Below are 17218 nucleotides of genomic sequence, written 5' to 3'. Positions count from 1 at the left end.
TGCGGACTATTGTAGGCCATCGGGCCCTAGGACATTTCCTGGAATGTGATGCCGTCACCGAATCCGAAGGCCAAAGACGCGTTCAGCTCGTCGTCATCGGGCTCGGGCACGGGGTTCGGAGACGGCCCCGACACCGAATCGGGCTCCGGCGGCAGGGGCGTGGCCGCAGCCGGCGTCATAGCTGGCGCGGGCGCGGCGGCAGGGGCCGGCGACGCGGGGACGGACGGGGCGGCGCCGGGCTCCTCGAAGGGGATGTCGGCGTCGTCGTAGGGAACGTAGTCGTCGTAGGGGGGCCGGTCGTCGTCGGGCGCGGGCTGCGGAGCGGACTGGGCGGCAGGAGCGGCCGAGGCGGCGGGGGCGCTCTCCCACGGGGGAACTTCCTCGGGGCCCTTCTGGGCCGGCTGCGATGCCGGGGCGGCCAGGGTCGGAGCCGGTGTCGGGGCGGCCGGAACCGGGGCGCTCGCTGAAGGGACGGACGGCGCGGGCGCGGCAGCGGAGGCCCCCACGCTCGCCGCGGCGCGGGCGGCGGCCGCGGCCACGGGGTTGGGCTGGGCCACCCCGCCGGCCGAGGGCGCAGCAGCCGATGCCGCGCGTGCGGCCGCGCCTGAGCCGGCCTTGCGCAGCTCGAAGGGGATGTCGCAGCGCGCCTCCTGGCGCAGGGCGGCCGCCAGCTCCTGCTGCACGTCGGGCTTCTGCACCGCGCGGAAGGCGAAGTCATTCTCGGCGGGGAACTCCACGATAAGGGCCTTCCCGTCGAAGACGGCCTTCGTGTTCATGAACAGCACGCCGTAGGCGGCCTTCGATTTCTTGAGCGACGCGAGCACGCCGGCCCACAGCCGCTGCAGCGAGGCGGCGTTGCCCAGCAGGGCCGCCACCTCGGAGGATACCGAACCCGAAGCGGCCGCAGGAGCGGCCTGCGGGGCAGCGGCAGGCGCGGACACGGGCGCGGGCGCACTCGCTGCCGGAGCCGGGGCTGCTGGAGTCGACGCGGGCGCAGGTGCCGAAGTCGGCTGCGGGGCGGCCGAAGCCGCAGGAACCGGAGCCTCCGCCGAGGCCGCAGGCGCAGGCTCGGGAGAAGTCGAGGAACCCATCGGTGCGGGCGCAGGAGCCGGCGCAGAGGCAGGAGCGGGGGCCGCGGGCGCGCTCACCGGAGCCGCAGGCGCGGGCGATGCCGCGGCCACCACGGCCGCGCCGGCCAGCTGGCGCTCCAGCTGCTCGATGCGCTCGGCCAGGGCCTCCAAGGTGGTGTCCGACTCGGGGCGCACCATGCGCGTCAGGGCGATCTCGAAGGTGAGCCGCGGGTTCGTGGACGTCTTCAGGTCGCTCGCCACGTCGCCCAGCACCTCCAGAAGCCGCGCCAGGCGGTCGGGCCCGAACAGCGGCAGCTCCTCGGCCAGCTCGCGGCGGGTCGACTCGCTCACATCCAGCACCACGTCGGCGCCGGCCACGGCCATCACGTACATGTTGCGCACGTGCTCGGCCAGATTCCCCACGAACTGCGCCATGTCGGCGCCGGTCTCCACGTACTCGGCCACCCACTGGAAGCACGCGGCCGCGTCCCGCGCGCCCACGGCCCGCACGATGTCGGCCAGGTCGGTGGAGTCCACCGCGCCCAGCATGCGCTCGGCCACTTCCATGGTCACCGCCCCGTCGCCGAAGGCGATGAGCTGCTCGAGCGACGTCAGCGCGTTGCGCATGCCGCCCTCGGCCCGATGCGCGATCAGATCGAGCGCCTCTCCCTCGAACTCCACCCCCTCGGCCGTGCAGATGGCACCGAGGCGCGACACCATGGCCTCGGTGGAGATGCGGCGGAAGTCGAAGCGCTGGCAACGCGAGTGGATGGTCTCGGGCACCTTCTGCGGATCGGTGGTGGCCAGAATGAACACCACATGGCTCGGCGGTTCCTCCAGCGTCTTCAGCAGCGCGTTGAAGGCGGCCGTCGAGAGCATGTGCACCTCGTCGATGATGTACACCTTGTAGCGGCCGCGCGTGGGGGCGAACTGCACGCGCCCGATGATCTCCTCGCGCACGTTCTCCACGCCGGTGCGGCTCGCGGCGTCCAGCTCGTAGACATCCGGGTGCTCGCCGGCGGCGATCATCTCGCAGTCGTCGCAGGTGCCGTCGGGCTCGGCCGTAGGGCCGCTCTCGCACAGCAGCGCCTTGGCCAGAAGGCGCGCCGTGGTGGTCTTGCCCGTGCCGCGCGGACCGGTGAACAGGTAGGCATGGCTCACCTTGTCCTGGGCGATGGCGTTCTTGATGGTGCGTTCGATGTGCTCCTGCCCGACCACATCCTCGAAGATCTGCGGTCGGTACTTGCGGTAGAGGGCCTCTGCCATAGCCTATTCCCCGTCTTTCTCCTCAGATGCGGAAGGTGCCGCCGGCGCGACAGCCCGCCCGCCATCGGCGTCCGCCGCCGGCTCCTGCTCGGCAGCCCGCTCGGCGGCCACCCGCGCGCGGGCCTCGGCCTTGGCGGCGGCCTCGGCGCGCAGCACCTTCTCCTCGGTCAGCTCGCGCTGGTACTCGGCCTCGCTCACGCGCTCCTCGGCCTGGGCCACCGGGTCGCCCGCCTTGGCGCGGCGGCTGTTCAGCGCCGCCTTGATGACGCCCACGAACGCCGGCGCCACCGACACGGCCACGATGCCCAGCACGATCACCTCGAAGTGCTCCTGCACGAAGGGCACGCCGCCGAAGAAGTAGCCCACCAGCACGAACAAGCTCACCCAGCTCACGCCGCCGATGACGTTGAAGAACGTGAACTTCCCGAAGTTCATGTGCCCCGTGCCCGCGATGAAGGGCGCGAAGGTGCGAAAGAACGGCATGAAGCGCGTGATAACGATGGTCAGCCCGCCGTAGCGCTCGAAGAAGTGGTCGAGCTTGGCCATGCGCTCGGGCGTGAGCGCACCCACCTTCCCCGAATCGATGATGCGGCTGCCGAACAGGCGCGCGATCCAGTAGTTCGAGGTGTTGCCCAGAATGGCCGCCACCCAGAACACGATGAGGGTGGCCCACACGTTCAGGCCGCCGCCGTCCGCGGAGAACACGCCGGCCGCGAACAGGAGCGAGTCGCCCGGCAAAAACGGGAAGAACACGAGCCCCGTCTCCACAAACACGATGAGGAACAGCGGCGTGTACACCCACACCGGCCCGAGCGCGATAATCCACCCGGCGATGAACCCGCGCGGGTCCTTCAGCAGGTTGATAAAGAAGTCGATGATGCCCATGAAGCGTCAGAACCTTTCAAACGGCGCCGGCGACTGCGGCGCGACAAAGCCATGAAAAAGTGCCCCGAATAGGCATGGGCGCTCGTCAGCGGTCCCTTATGGCTGCTTCCTCCCGGACCTGACCAGGTTCGGAACATGTCGCCGCCCATACCCATTCGAGGCACTCGAACTCGTAACACCACAGTATAGGCGATGCGCGGCGCGGCGGCGGCCTACCCGCGGCGCCGCAACCAAACTTCCACAGGGAGGCGCGCGGGCCCGATGCCGGCCGCAACCGCACAGGCCCGACGCCGCTCCGGGGCGTTCTCGCGTCAATTATTGCCGTTCGCGTTAAGGAATTTGTAAGAAGTCGCCCGCGGGGAACCGCGAATTGCTACTATGGGCCTGCTGAGAAACAACGCTTAAACGCCGCACCCGCGAAGGAACCTATGTCCCGACCCGACTACAGCTGCTACGACGACGAGCCCCGCCGCCCCCAGGGCGGCCTCTCGCTGTCCACGGGGCGGCTCGAAGGGCGTCCCCGCTCGGCGGCCGACGCGCGGCGCACCCGCCACAACCCCCTGCGCGACGACTACACCGACCATCCGGCGCCCCACCGGGGTTCTTCCCGCGCCGGCGCCTCCCCCACCCGCCAAAGGCCCGCAGGGGCGCCGAACCGGAGCCGCGGCGCCTCGCGGGGCCGCGGCGTGCCGGCCTCTCACGGCTCGCACCGAGACGATGCGGCCGCATCTCCCCGCGGGAGCCGCACGCGCCATTCCGGCCTCGCGAAGGCCATCTTCACAGGCGCCGCATCGCCCTTCGCGCCCAAGGCCCACGCCATCGGCAGCCACGGGAGCGCCCCGGCCGGCATCTTCGCCGGCGGCCTCAACGTGCGCCGCATCGGCGCCGCGGCCCTCGTCGGGGCCGTGGCCATCATCCTCGTCATGGCCATCGCCCACGTGGGGCCCTTCGCGCCGGCCGCCGAACACGACGGGACGAAGCACGTCGGCGTCCTGGGCGCGAACGCCGTGCAGAGCACCGGCGCCGCAATCGGCCAGAGCGTCGCCACCCAGGTGAGCCTGGCGCGGCCCGTGGAGCCCGATCTGGCGAAGCTTCCCGCCCACACCCCCACCCGCGAGGAGATCACAGCCCTCCCCGACCAGACGACCCCCTTCGCCTTCGCCCTGAGCACCGACGGCGATGCGGCCGCGCCCGAGCTGTCCGAGCGCTCGCTCACGAGCCTCGACCACGCGCTCGCCTACTACAACGACAACGGCTACGAGGCAGGCTACCTGCTCATGGACCTCGGCACGGGCCGCGGCATCGCCGGCAACCTGGACGCCTCCATCTACGGCGCGAGCTCGTTCAAGGGGCCGTACTGCGCTTACGTCGTGAACAAGGAGTTCCCCAACGACATCAACCGCACGAGCTCGACGCGCCTGGCGCAGGTGGAGAACACCATCGTATGGTCGGACAACTCCTCCTACGGCAAGCTGCGCCGCACCTACGGCACCGACGGCATGGAGGAGTGGCTCTCAGAGGCCGGGGTGAACACCGCCCTGGTCAACGACACGTACTTCCCCCATTACACCACCCGGCAGTCGGCTCTCATGTGGCTGAAGATCTACGACTACCTCACCACCGCCGACACCTCGGCCGCCCAGTGGCTTTCGGATGTGTTCGCCCGCACCGAGGTCTCGTTCCTGCGCAACGGCGCTTCGGGCACCACGAGCGAGGGGCACACCGACTACCTGCCCGAGGAGGGCTCCGGCACCGAGGAGGGCGTGGAAGAGGGCGCCGAGGGCACGGAAGCGGAAGCCGGCGCCGAGGACGACGGGGCGGTCGAGGCCGAGGCCGATGCCGAGACCGATGCCGGGAAGAGCGTGGCAGATCTCGGCGAGGCGCTCGTCTCCGTCACGGGCGCGAGCGACGCCGCGGGGGACCTCGCCGTAGCGGTAACGGGAGAGCCCGACCTCGAGGCAGACGGGGCCGACCCGTCGGACGAGGGAGACGGAGCCGCCGTGGCCTCCATCGGCAGCAACATCACCGTACGCAACAAGGCCGGCTGGATCGACGGCGAGGAAGACGACGCGGTCTGCGACTCGGGCATCGTCACCATAAACGACCGCGACTACCTCATGGTCGTCATGACGAACGCACCGGACTCCGCCGAGGGCGAGCAGGCCTTCGCCCGTCTCGCCCGCACCCTCTTCGAGATCCGCAGCGACTTGGTGTAGGAGAGAGGCCCCTCGCGAAAGGAACCCCATGGTCGACCGCCCCGAAAACTCTCTCGCCCCCGCCACGCGGCCGCCGTACTACGCGGGACACCCCATCGAGTTCGCCGGCTACGTGGACGACTTCGACCGCGCCATCTGCGCCATGGAGTTCTCGCTGGACGACGGCGCCTCGTGGACGGCCTACCCCACCGAGGCCGTGGACAAGAGCCGCGGCGTGAACTGGCGGTTCGTCTATACACCCCCGCAGGCCGGGCGCTACCTTCTGAAGGTGCGGCCCGTGACCGAGGACGGCGAGCCGTCGCCTTTGGTGGCCGGATTCGCCTTCGAGGCGCTCCCCCTCGCCCGCACCTTCGGCACGGCGCGCATCCGCGGCGTGGGCGGCTCGTTCGCCGAGGCGCGCATCTTCCGCTCCCGCGAGCTTGCGGCCATCACGCCCGAGGAGGCGGCCTTCCTCTCCCAATCCCTCGGCGTGTCCACCGTGTACGACCTGCGCACCGCCAGCGAGGTGGCAGCGCACCCCGAGCCCTACATCGTGGGCATGAAAACCATCGCGCTCACCCCCGCCGCCGAGACCCGGCGTAAAGACGCCGACAAGCGCCTCGTGGCCGGCGTTATCGGGAAGTACGGCGCGCCCGAGGAGCGCATGAGCGCCAACTACCGGCGCTACGTGAGCGAGTATCCCCTCGTGGGCCAGGCGCTGCGCTCCATGGCCGCCGAGCAGAAGCCGGCGCTCATCCACTGCGTGAACGGGAAGGACCGCACCGGCGTACTCTGCGCCACACTTCTGCGCGTGGCCGGCGCCGACGAGGACGCCATCATAGAGGACTACCTGCGCGTGAACGAGGACCACGCCGACCTCATCGTCGCCGAGGCGTCGCGGCTCGATGCGGGCATGACCGACTACGAGCGCGCCTGCCTCCTGTCGTTTCTGGAAGCACGGCCGGCCTACCTCACCGCCTACTTCGACGAGATCGACCGCCGCTACGGCGACTTCTCCACCTACGTGCGCGAAGGCCTTCACCTCACCGCCGAGGCCCAAGAGAGCCTCCGCGCCCTGGCGGGGTAGGCAGCTCAGAATTCCTTGTCGAGCCAGACGCAGTTCACGCCGTTTCTCGCACAGAGGTCTTGGAGCTTGCGGTCGATAGTGAACAGCGTCGCGCCCTCTCGACGGGCGAGAACCAGATAGAAGAGGTCGTATGAGGAGTGCTCGAGCCGAACAGACTCGGTGAGAGCCTCAGCCCACAGGTCTCCGTCATCGTGCATGTCGTCTACGAGGGAGATGGCATCCCGGGCGCAATCGAGAGCCTCCGCCGCCGTCAGGTAACCCCCGCGCACGTATTTCGTCATGGCATGGGCGACTTCCGCGCAAAGGAGCGACGGCGCCGCTATGCGCTCGTCTTCCAGCCGCAACTGCTCAAGGCCCTCCCCATAGACCGTGCCCAGCGCTATAGCGATGGCCGCGTTGGCATCTATGACGATCACCGGCACTCCCCCGCAATCTCCTCAGCCAGCTCCTCGAACCGCGTGTCGCGTTCGGCGCGAGCCTCGGCCAGCAGAGCCGACGGCTCGGGCACAGAGCCCGCTGCGACGCGTCGGCGCTCTTCCGCCCGCGCGAATATGGCGCGGCGCTTTTCCAACCGGCGCTCGCGCTCGGCGGACGACTCAAAGGAGACGATGCGAGCGCCCCTCGACCGCTCGCTCGCCGCATCCCCGTGAATCATTCTATCGACAGCCGCCACGGTCTGCTGCGCCATGCTCCGGTGGTGCAGCGCCGCATAGGCCCGCAGCTCTTCGTACAGCTCATCGGGAAACTCCCGCACCTGCAAAGCCGGCATCGTCTCTCCTCTTCCCAAGCAGATCCATTATGCATGTATTTTACATGCAGCGTAGGAATAGAACAAGGTCGGGACAACGGACGGATCCCTAGCTCGGGTCGTTGTACACCACGGCCGAGTCGGGACGCGCCTGGCAGATAAGCGTGAGATCGAACTCCTGCGCCAGGCGGATGGTCTCGTCGGTGGGCACCGCCTTCGTGGCGAGGATGGGAATGCCCGCGCGAATGGCCTTCATCACCATATCCTCAGGCAAGCGGCCGCTCGAGAATACGAGCGCCCGGCGCAAATCGAGCCCCTCGCGCAGCGCCGCGCCCACCACCTTGTCGAAAGCGTTGTGCCGGCCCAGATCCTCGCGGCAGACGAGCACCTCCCCGTCGATGGCGAGATAGCAGCTATGAGTGCCCGTAGTGGCGCGATGCAGAGGAGAGTCGCCCGCGAAGGCCCGGGCCACCGAGAACACCCACTCCTGATGCCACGGAATAGGCACGACGTTCGCAGGACGCTCGTCATCGGCGAAATACCGGTTGAGCGTGCGGTTGCCCGTACAGCAGGTCGGCACCACCTCCGCCGCGTCGCGGGAGAAGTCGGCCTGCGACGCCAAGGTCACCTGAGCTCGCGTACCGTGCTCGCATAGGTAGACCTCCCGGATGTCCTCGACACCCGAGGCCAGGCCCTCCGTGAACAGGCGCCCCACCACCAAATCGACCAGATGGTTCGGCGTGCACACGACATGCATCGTCGGCACCGTATTCACCAACACGTCCAGTCCGTGCTCGATGAGCACCAGACGACTCACGTCTTCCGAGGCACCGTCGGAATGCAGAAGAACGCCTCCGCACGAAGTGGTAGTTTCTTCCTCCCGATGTCGGTCGATCACGTTCACGGAACGCATTCCGCCTTTCTTGCCTGACTAACCAAGAGGCCCGCCTCCCCTCGGGGACGCGGGCCTGATAAACAATGCTCTACAATGCACGCCCCTACAGGATGCGCAGGTTCACGTCCTTCAGCTGGCGGCCGGTGACCGCGGAGGGCGCACCGGTCATGGGGTCGCTCGCCGAGGAGGTCTTCGGGAAGGCGATGACGTCGCGGATGGAGTCCTTACGGGCCAGCAGCATCACCAGACGGTCCAGGCCCAGCGCGATGCCGCCATGGGGCGGGGCGCCCAGCTCGAGCGCACGGATGAGGTGGCCGAACTTCTCGTCGATCTCCTCATCGGAAAGCCCCACAACGCGCAGGATGCGGCGCTGCTCCTCGGCGTTGTGGATACGGATGGTGCCGCCGCCCACCTCGAAGCCGTCCATCACCAGGTCGTAGCTGTAGCTGCCGCAGGCCAGCGGGTCGCTCTCGATCTTGTCCACGTCCTCGTCCAGCACGTGGGTGAACGGATGGTGCTCGGCGGCGTACTTCTTCTCGTCCTCGTCGTAGCGGAACATGGGGAAGTTCACCACCCACAAAAGCGCATGACCCTCGCGAGGCACGTCCAGCGCGTCGGCCATGTGCAGGCGCAGGGCTGAGAGCACGGCGTTGGCCACCTCGGGCGCGTCGGCCGCGAACAGCAGCAGGTCGCCGGGCTCCACTTCCATCTCGGCCTTGAGCGCCGCCCATTCCTCGTCGGTGAAGAACTTCTTGATGGGGCTCTTCTCCTGGCCGTCGGTGGTGAACGCCACCCAGGCCATGCCCTTGGCGCCGTTGGCCTCGGCGATGCTCGCGAGCTTCTCCACCTCGCCGCGGGACCAGTCGCCGGCGCCCTTGGCGTTGATGGCCTTCACCACGCCGCCCGACTGGGCGACGCTCGCGAACACCTTGAAGCCGGTGTTCTTCACGATGTCGGTGATGTCGTGGAGCAGCATGCCGAAGCGCACGTCGGGACGGTCGCAGCCGTAGTCGCGCATGGCGTCGGCGTACTGCATCTTCTGCAGGGGGAAGGCCACGTCGGTCACGCCGACGGCCTTCAGGGTCTCGGCCATGACGCCTTCCATCATGTTGGTCACGTCATCGCCCTCGACGAACGACATCTCGATGTCCACCTGGGTGAACTCGGGCTGGCGGTCGGCGCGCAGGTCCTCGTCGCGGAAGCACCGGGCAATCTGGTAGTAGCGCTCCACGCCGGCGCACATGAGCATCTGCTTGAACTGCTGGGGGCTCTGGGGCAGGGCGTAGAACTTGCCCGGGTTCGGGCGGCTCGGCACGATGTAGTCGCGTGCTCCCTCGGGGGTGGAGTTCGCGAGAATCGGCGTCTCGATCTCCAGGAAGCCGCGCTCGTCGAGGGCCCGGCGCATGGCCTGGGTCACCGTGTGGCGCAACTTCAGGTTGGCGAGCATCTCCGGACGGCGGATGTCCAGATAGCGCCACTTCATGCGGGTGATCTCGTCGGTCTCGATGCCGTCCTCAATGGAGAAAGGCGGCGTGACCGAGGTGTTCAGCACCTCCACGGAGCTGGCCAGAACCTCGATCTCGCCGGTGATCATATTCGGGTTCACGGCCTCGGGCGCGCGCTCGCGCACGCGGCCGGTCACCTTCAGCACGTACTCGCGGCCCAAGTGCTCGGCCGCCTGGAAGTCTTCCGCGCTCACGCAATCGGGATCGACGACCACCTGGGTGTAGCCCTCTCGATCGCGCAGGTCGATGAAGATGAGGCCGCCATGGTCGCGCGTATGCCACGCCCAGCCCGTCAGCGTCACCTCTTGGTTCACATCGGTGGCACGCAGCTGCCCGCAGGTGGCCGTATGCATGCAGTACTCGTTGCGGAAGTCTTCCATAGTCGTTTCGTATCTCCTAGGTTCCATAAAAACACGTGCCCGTAATCGTACCCCAAACCACCCGCATACGCCAGCTATTCCGCACGTTCTCCGCAGCAAGCGCCGCCGACGGCGGATGCTACTTCTCGACTAAGTCGATTAGCTCCTGACGCGAGTGCACGCCGAGCTTTCCGTAGATGTTGCGCGTGTGGGTCTTCACCGTGTTGCGGCTCACCACCAGCTCCCGCTCGATGAAGTGGTAGTCGCGCCCGCGGGCCAAGAGCATGAAGATGTCCCGCTCGCGGGCCGTCAGGTGATAGGCGTCGGCCACAGCCTCGCAACGCGCCCGCATCGACCGGTCCGGCACCTCGGCGGCTTCCTCGCGCAGGGGCTCAACGTCCCGAATCGCGCCCTCGAAGCTGTATCCGCGCAGAAACAAAAACGTGTAGATGACAAAGCCCAGGAAGAAGAGCATGGCCACCGTGGTGCCGGGAAGCACGGCTGCCAACTGCCAGAGGAAGAAATCGACGACAAGCCCCATGGTGAATGCCATGGAGGCGAAGGCGACCAGCGGCACGGCGGCGAACGCATTGCGGGCGGAGAGCGCGAACACGAGCAAGTAGATGAACAGCACGAGCATATCGGCGGCCCCGGCCAGGCAAACGCTTCCGAGCCGTTCGACACCGGCTCCAGCGCCATCCCACAGCACGCCGACGACGAACCCCACGATCGTCAGGCAAATCGCGGCGTAGAAGAGCCGATCGATGAACACGTCGCCCCGCGCGCGAACGAAGACGAGCCCGACCGCCGCCAGGGCCACCCCCTTCGACACCACACCATCTACGGCACTTCCCCCCATAGCCTCCATCTGCATAGAGGCGAAGCTGGTCAAGCAGGCCAGGATGGCGATCATGGTGAAGAGCTTATTGGAGAACGGAAGGAACGACGCGGGGTGCTCGGCCTCCATCGTCCGCGCCGACGAGGCGCTCTCCATGAGCTGCAGCACGGGAGCGGCCGCCCGAAACGCGAAAGCCGTGGCCGCGGGCAGCAGGAGGGCCGCGGCAAACGCCGCCGCGCCGCTGCCCCTCGCACCCAAGACCGCCGATGCAGCCGATCCGATGCACTGGACGAGGAATCCCGCCGCAAGGGCGGCCGTTCTCCGGCGAACCGACAGGCGGCTCGCCGCCATGGCCGTCAGCGCGAAGGCCCACAGCAAGCCGAGACTGCACAGCGCGAAACCGAGCAGCAGCGCCCCATCGGATCCGGCGTGCAGCCCCACGCCGATGCCCGCGAACCCCACCGCGCCGGCCAGGGCCGCGAGCTGCGTCCACCACAGCTCGGCCGTCACGCGCGGTATGCGCCGCCCCGCCATCAGCACCGCGCAAGACGCCGCCATGCCGAGAAAAGCCGCCCCTCCTTTGAGGGGCAGGGGGAAGGCCTCCGCGCCTCCGTGACGAAAACACGTGAGAAGAATTCCCAATCCCCACAGGCAGCAGCCGAAGCACAGCGCCACGCCGGAGGCCGATGTGCCGAACTCGAGGAAGCGCTTCCCGTATTTCCCTTTTTCGCCCATAGAGCCATCATAGCCCATCGGCCCTCGCGCCATGGACGAGAACGCCCTGCGCAAGGGGCCATTTTCCCAATTTCACCCCTCAGGGGCGAAGAATTTCAGGGGTTTCGCGAACGCCGGGTGAAGGCAGAATCGCCGCGGAGGCCTATGGTTGCGATACGGCGATGCCGCAAGGGAATCGGCACCGCCTCGGCAAACCCAAAGGAGGGAATGTATGAAAACCGATATCACTCGACGCAGCTTCCTCGGCATGGCCGCTCTCGGCAGCGCCGCCGTCGGCGCCGGCCTGGCGGGCTGCGCGCCCACGCCCAAAGCAGCCGCCCCGAGCGAGGAGCTCGCCGAGACCGGCGCGGCGGCCACCGACTGGGTAGGCAGCGCCCCGGAAATCGCCGCCGAGGACATCGTGGAGACCAAGGAGACCGACCTGCTCATCATCGGCGCCGGCAATGCGGGCATGTCCGCCGCGGCCACTGCCGCCGATTTGGGACTTGACTTCATGCTCTGCGAGAAGAACAACAACGTGGGCATGTGCCGCTGGTGGATCGGCGCCGTGAACACTAAATTCCACAAGGAAGCCGGTATCGAGGTCGATGAGGCGAAGCTCCTCAACGAGCTGACCCGCTACGCGTCCAACAAGTGCAACCCCCAGGTGTGGAAGACCTGGATCCGCGAGAGCTCCGAGATGATCGAGTGGCTCGACGGCATCATGCCCGGCACGCTGTACCTGGACACGGTCGGCTACGACCACCACACCGGCGGCACCGACTTCTACGTGCCGCCCATCCAGCACATGGACGCCACCATGGCCCAGGATCGCGACGAGGCCTTCCAGGCCCATATCGAGGGCCTCGGCCACGAGATCTCCTTCGGCTACAACCTGCAGAAGCTGCTGCGCGAGGACGGCGGTGCCGTGACGGGCGCCATCTTCGAGACGGAGAGCGGCATGGTGCAGGTGAACGCGAAGAATACCATCCTGGCCACCGGCGGCTACGCCGACAATCCCCAGATGATCCGCACCCTGTCCCCCATCGTCGACCGCTGCGTCACCCAGTGCAGCTTCGAGCCCGGCCGCGACGGCTACGGCATTCGCGCCGCCCTGTGGGTCGGCGCCGTGAAGGACGCCGACGGGGCGCCGATGATCTTCGACCGCGGCCTTGTCGCTCCGGGCGTGGACGCTGGCTACGACGGCGACGGCGACGACGCGGCCTTCCCCGCGCCGGCCGGCCAGTTCATGCTCGGCAGCCAGCCGTTCATGAAGGTGGCCCGCACCGGCAAGCGCTTCGTGAACGAGTCGACCCCCTATGACTTCATCTGCCACGCCGCTGCCACCCAACCCGGCGGCGTCTGGTGCCAGATCATGGACAGCAACGCCCGCGAGGACATGGCGCGCTTCTCCACCGTGGGCTGCTCCAAGTTCTGCGAGCTCTTCTTCGACGCCGAGACCCCCATCGCCGACATTTACAAGGATTACATCGACGCCGGCCTGGTCATGACAGCCGACACGCTCGACGAGCTGGCCGACAAGCTGGGCTTCGAGGGCGCCAGCAAGGAGAACTTCCTCGCCGAGTGCGAGCGCTACAACGAGCTGTACGACAAGCAGGTCGATGAGGACTTCGGCAAGGAGGCCTTCCGCCTGTCGGCCCTGCGCACGCCCCCGTTCTTCGGCGGCTGGTACGGCGGATCGCTGCTCACCACCGTCGACGGCGTCCAGATCAACGAGGATATGCAGGTGCTCGATGCGAACTGCGACGTCATCCCCGGCCTCTACGCCGCCGGCGACTGCTCCGGCAGCCTCTTCTCCGGCAACTACCCCGAGTACATCGTCGGATGCGCCTGCGGCCGAACCATCACCTTCGGTCGCCACGCCGTCCGCCACATCGCCGGCGATCTGGCCTAGCACCCAATTCCCCACGGCGCCCCTTCCCTCCCCGGGGCGCCCCTCCCAAACCGAGGGCCCGGCATCCAACCAAGGACGCCGGGCCCTTCAAGCGTTATCTCAGCCGGCCCTTCTCTCGGAGCTTACGTGTCGAAGGCTCCCCTGCAGCGCGATAAAGACGCTTGTCAAGGGCGGAAAGAGCGAGGTGCTCCTCCGCTCTCAGCGTATGGCTAGTCGATCAAATCGCGCAGGACGTACTGGAGGATGCCGCCGTTCTCGTAGTAGCGGCCCTCGGTGGGGGTGTCGATGCGCACCGTGGCGTCGAAGGTCACCGCGCTGCCGTCGGCGCGCTCGGCCGTCACCTGCACCACGGCGGGATTCGGCAGACCCGCCGAGAAGTCGATGGGCGCCACGGTGATAACCTCGGAGCCGTCAAGGCCAAGCTCGTCGGCATTCTGGCCCTCGGCGAACTGCAGCGGCAGGATGCCCATGCCGATGAGGTTTGATCGATGGATGCGCTCGAAGCTCTCGGCAATGGCCACGCGCACGCCCAGCAGCATGGGGCCCTTGGCCGCCCAGTCGCGCGAGCTGCCCGAGCCGTACATCTTTCCCGCCAGCACCGCCGCCGGAGACCCCGCCGCGCGGTAGTTCTCGGCCGCGTAGTACAGCGGCGCGATCTCGCCCGTAGTGAAGTCGCGCGTCCAGCCGCCCTTGCGACCATCGGCCAGTTTGTTCGCCAGCTTCACGTTGGCGAAGGTGCCGCGCATCATCACCTCGTGGTTGCCGCGACGGCTGCCGTAGGTGTTGAAGTCGACCGGGGCCACGCCATGGGCCTCGAGGTATTCCGCCGCCGGCATATCGGGCGCGATGGCGCCGGCCGGGGAGATGTGGTCGGTGGTGATGAAGTCGCCGAAGTTGCCGAGCACGCGGGCGCCCTCGATGGGAGCCTGGCCCTCCACCGCGCGGCCCATGCCGTCGAAGTACGGGGGCCGGCGCACGTAGGTGGACGCCTCGTCCCAGGCGAAGGTGTCGCTCGGCTCGGCACCGAGGGCCTGCCAGGCGGCATCGCCCTCGAACATGCCCGCCGCGCCCTGCTCGTACAAGTCGGCGGTCACGAACTTATCCACCAGTGCGGCCACCTCGGCCTCGTCGGGCACGATGTCGGCGAAGTACACCGGGTTGCCCTCGGCGTCGGTGCCGAGCGCATCGTGGGCCAGATCAATATCCATGGTGCCGGCGATGGCGTAGGCGATCACGTTGGCCGGCTGCATGAGGTAGTTCTGGGACACGTCAGGCGAGATGCGGCCCTCGAAGTTGCGGTTGCCGGACAGCACGCTCGCCAGCTCGATGTCGTCGGCGATGGCATGCATCGGCTCCATGAGCGGGCCCGAGTTGCCGATGCAGCTCATGCACCCGAAGCCGCAGGTGTAGAAGCCCAGATCGCGCAGGGGCTTGGTCAAGCCCGCGCGCTCCAGCAGAAGCTCGGTGGCGCGGCTGCCCGGGGCGAGGATGGTCTTCACCCAAGGCGCGGGCGCCAGGCCGCGCTCGGCGGCGTTGCGGGCCATAAGGCCCGCGGCAATCATCATGGCCTGGTCGGTGGCCGTGGTGCAGCTCGTCACCGCGGCAATGGCGATGGCGCCATGGGTCAGCTCGTAGTCGGTGCCATCGATCTCCACATGGGCCGTAACGTTATCGAGGCCGCGCTCGGCGCAGATGGCGCGGAAGCGCTCGCCCGCCGCATTCAGGTCGATGCGGTCGTGGGGACGCGAGGGGCCGGCGATAGAGGGCTTCACGCTGCCCAGATCGAGCTCGATCACCTCGGCGTAGGCGCGCGGCGCCGCCTCCGGGTCGTTCCAGTAACCCTGAGCCTTCGCGTAGGCCTCCACGAGCGCCACCTGGTCATCGGAGCGCCCGGTCAGGCGCAGGTACTCCAGCGTCTTCTCGTCCACCGGGAACAGGGTGCACGTGCAGCCGTACTCGGGCGTCATGTTGGAGATGCAGGCGCGCTGCGTGGCCGTAAGGGCCGACACGCCCGAACCGAAGCACTCCACGAAGCAGCCCACCACACCGCGCTCGCGCAGCATGGCAGCGAAGGTCAGCGACACGTCCATGGCCGACACGCCGGCAGCAAGCTCGCCGGTGAGCTTCACGCCGATGACGCGGGGCACGAGCGTCGTGATCGGCTGCCCGAGGGCCGCAGCCTCGGCCTCGATGCCGCCTACGCCCCAGCCGAGCACGCCGATGCCATTGGCCGTGGGCGTGTGGGAGTCGGTGCCCACGAGCGTATCGAAGTAGACGACCGGCGTGCCGTCGGCGCCCGTGAGCCCCGCCGGCGACTCCATGACCACGCTCGCGAACTTCTCGATGTTCAGCTGGTGGCAGATGCCCTGTCCCGGCGGCACGATGCGCACGTTCTCGAAGGACTCCTGGGCCCACTTGAGGAAGTCGTAGCGCTCGGCGTTGCGGGAGAACTCCAACTTCATGTTCTCGTCCATGCAGCCTGCGCATCCGGCCGCATCGGCAATGACGGAATGATCGATCACCAAATCGCACGGCACCTGCGGGTTGATCTTCTTCGGATCGCCGCCCAACTCGGCGCAGGCCTCGCGCATCACGGCGAAGTCTACGAACACCGGCACGCCGGTGAAGTCCTGGAACAGCACGCGCGCCGGCGAGAACTCCACCTCGTCGCCCGTCTGGCCCGCCAAGCCTGCCTCTACGATGCGAGCGGCCATAGCGGACGCCTCCTCGGGCGTGCGTCCGCAGCGCAGCGCGTTCTCCAACAGCACCGTCAGCGAGAACGGCAGCCGCTCGGCTCCCTCGATGCTCGCAACAGGATAATAGGTATAGGCAGACGAACCTACCTTCAGCGAAGACTCAAAGCTCATGGACTCCCCTTCTATTTCTCGCAGTTCTCGACAATCTGGGACGCGCGCTTCTTCAGCATGCCGCGCCCATTGGTGGCATCGAAACGCATCCGATCAGCCAGAGCCGTCTTTACCTCAGGCGCCAACTTGCCCTGGGAGAAGTCGATGACGGCGATGAGCATGTCCTGGAACTCCAGGTCGCCGTGCCAGCACTGGATGCCCTCGTCGATGAGCGACCACACCTTCTCCGAGCGCTTCTCGGTCGTCGCGCCCAGACGGCACAGAAACCGCATGGCAGCCAAACGGAGCGGCCCGCTGTCCTCGTCGAACAGCGCCGTCTCCGCCCCGGGAATGGCCTTCTCGCAAGCACGGCCGTCGAGGGGGATGAGCTGGGCCAGCGCATCGAGGCATTCCCAGCGCGTCTGAGCCTCCGGTCGCTCGAGGGCGTCGACCAGAGCCGTTATATGAGAGGCCAGCGCATCAGGGTCCGCCGCTGCAACGCCGGCGATTATCTTGGCAGCCTGCTGACGCCCTCTGCGACTTCCGTCGGAAAGCGCCTCGACCAATTCGCTCAGGGCCGCGGGATCCGCAATGGCCTCATCAATCTGCTTCTTGTCCTCGGGGGTTTGGGATTTCAAGGGAACCAGTCCTCTCTTGTTCGACCGCTATGACTGTCCGCACGTTTCCACTGAGTATTATACGCGCCGATAGAGCGAACGGACGCACCCGACCCCAGCCGAACGGCCGACGGAAACCCTATCTTCGGCCAGATAACAAAAAGACGCCCCACGGGGCGCCTTATCCTCATGCAAATGGAAAGGGACGCCCGACGGCGTCCCGGAGAATGCAAAGCGCCCCCTGCGAGCGGAACGACCTGTCCTCCCGCGGCCTTGCG

General features: G+C 67.7%; 12 protein-coding genes and 1 other RNA gene. 3 read left to right on the top strand and 10 right to left on the bottom strand.

Going from position 1 to position 17218, the window contains the following annotated elements:
* Window positions 1-26: 26 nt before the first annotated feature.
* The 3 genes from dnaX to ffs form a co-directional block, all read right to left on the bottom strand.
* A complete protein-coding gene (dnaX, locus tag Q5064_RS09040) occupies window positions 27-2336 on the bottom strand; it encodes a DNA polymerase III subunit gamma/tau (protein WP_302964046.1) in 2310 nt (769 codons plus the stop codon).
* Between the two features lie 3 nt (window positions 2337-2339).
* Window positions 2340-3221: a VTT domain-containing protein gene (locus tag Q5064_RS09035; protein ID WP_302964045.1), complete on the bottom strand. Its 882-nt coding sequence runs from the start codon at window positions 3219-3221 to the stop codon at window positions 2340-2342.
* Window positions 3222-3284: 63 nt separating this feature from the next.
* Window positions 3285-3378: signal recognition particle sRNA small type (ffs, locus tag Q5064_RS09030), an RNA gene on the bottom strand.
* A 271-nt stretch (window positions 3379-3649) separates the two neighbouring features.
* On the opposite strand from ffs, the gene Q5064_RS09025 reads away from it, so the two are divergent.
* Entirely contained in the window at window positions 3650-5437 is a 1788-nt protein-coding gene (locus tag Q5064_RS09025) for a hypothetical protein (protein WP_302964044.1), read from the top strand.
* A 28-nt stretch (window positions 5438-5465) separates the two neighbouring features.
* Window positions 5466-6503, top strand: a complete 1038-nt coding sequence (locus Q5064_RS09020) for a tyrosine-protein phosphatase (protein WP_302964042.1) — start codon at window positions 5466-5468, stop codon at window positions 6501-6503.
* Window positions 6504-6508: 5 nt separating this feature from the next.
* Here Q5064_RS09020 and Q5064_RS09015 read toward each other — a convergent pair whose 3' ends face one another.
* From Q5064_RS09015 to Q5064_RS08995, 5 genes are all read right to left on the bottom strand, one after another.
* Window positions 6509-6925 carry a type II toxin-antitoxin system VapC family toxin gene (locus tag Q5064_RS09015; protein ID WP_302964040.1) on the bottom strand — a complete coding sequence of 139 codons (417 nt, stop codon included), beginning with the start codon at window positions 6923-6925 and terminating at the stop codon, window positions 6509-6511.
* Complete coding sequence (locus tag Q5064_RS09010) at window positions 6916-7272, bottom strand: argininosuccinate lyase (RefSeq protein ID WP_302964039.1); 357 nt, start codon at window positions 7270-7272, stop codon at window positions 6916-6918. Before Q5064_RS09010 ends, Q5064_RS09015 begins: the two co-directional genes overlap by 10 nt.
* Window positions 7273-7360: 88 nt before the next feature.
* Entirely contained in the window at window positions 7361-8164 is an 804-nt protein-coding gene (fdhD, locus tag Q5064_RS09005; RefSeq protein WP_302964037.1) for a formate dehydrogenase accessory sulfurtransferase FdhD, read from the bottom strand.
* An 85-nt stretch (window positions 8165-8249) separates the two neighbouring features.
* On the bottom strand, window positions 8250-10031 hold the full coding sequence (aspS, locus tag Q5064_RS09000) for an aspartate--tRNA ligase (protein WP_302964034.1): 1782 nt from the start codon (window positions 10029-10031) through the stop codon (window positions 8250-8252).
* A gap of 118 nt (window positions 10032-10149) precedes the next feature.
* Complete coding sequence (locus tag Q5064_RS08995; protein ID WP_302964032.1) at window positions 10150-11583, bottom strand: helix-turn-helix transcriptional regulator; 1434 nt, start codon at window positions 11581-11583, stop codon at window positions 10150-10152.
* Between the two features lie 211 nt (window positions 11584-11794).
* Here Q5064_RS08995 and Q5064_RS08990 point away from each other — a divergent pair, with 211 nt between their 5' ends.
* Window positions 11795-13477 (top strand): FAD-binding protein, encoded by a 1683-nt coding sequence (locus Q5064_RS08990; RefSeq protein WP_302964031.1) that lies wholly within the window; start codon window positions 11795-11797, stop codon window positions 13475-13477.
* A 209-nt stretch (window positions 13478-13686) separates the two neighbouring features.
* Here Q5064_RS08990 and acnA read toward each other — a convergent pair whose 3' ends face one another.
* A complete protein-coding gene (gene acnA / locus Q5064_RS08985) occupies window positions 13687-16344 on the bottom strand; it encodes an aconitate hydratase AcnA (RefSeq protein ID WP_302964029.1) in 2658 nt (885 codons plus the stop codon).
* 11 nt (window positions 16345-16355) lie between these two features.
* Window positions 16356-16961: a HEAT repeat domain-containing protein gene (locus Q5064_RS08980; protein WP_302964026.1), complete on the bottom strand. Its 606-nt coding sequence runs from the start codon at window positions 16959-16961 to the stop codon at window positions 16356-16358.
* Window positions 16962-17218 lie beyond the last annotated feature (257 nt).

The organism is uncultured Adlercreutzia sp. (assembly GCF_958431955.1).
Lineage (GTDB): Bacteria > Actinomycetota > Coriobacteriia > Coriobacteriales > Eggerthellaceae > Adlercreutzia.
This window is presented reverse-complemented; position numbering and strand designations above follow the sequence as displayed.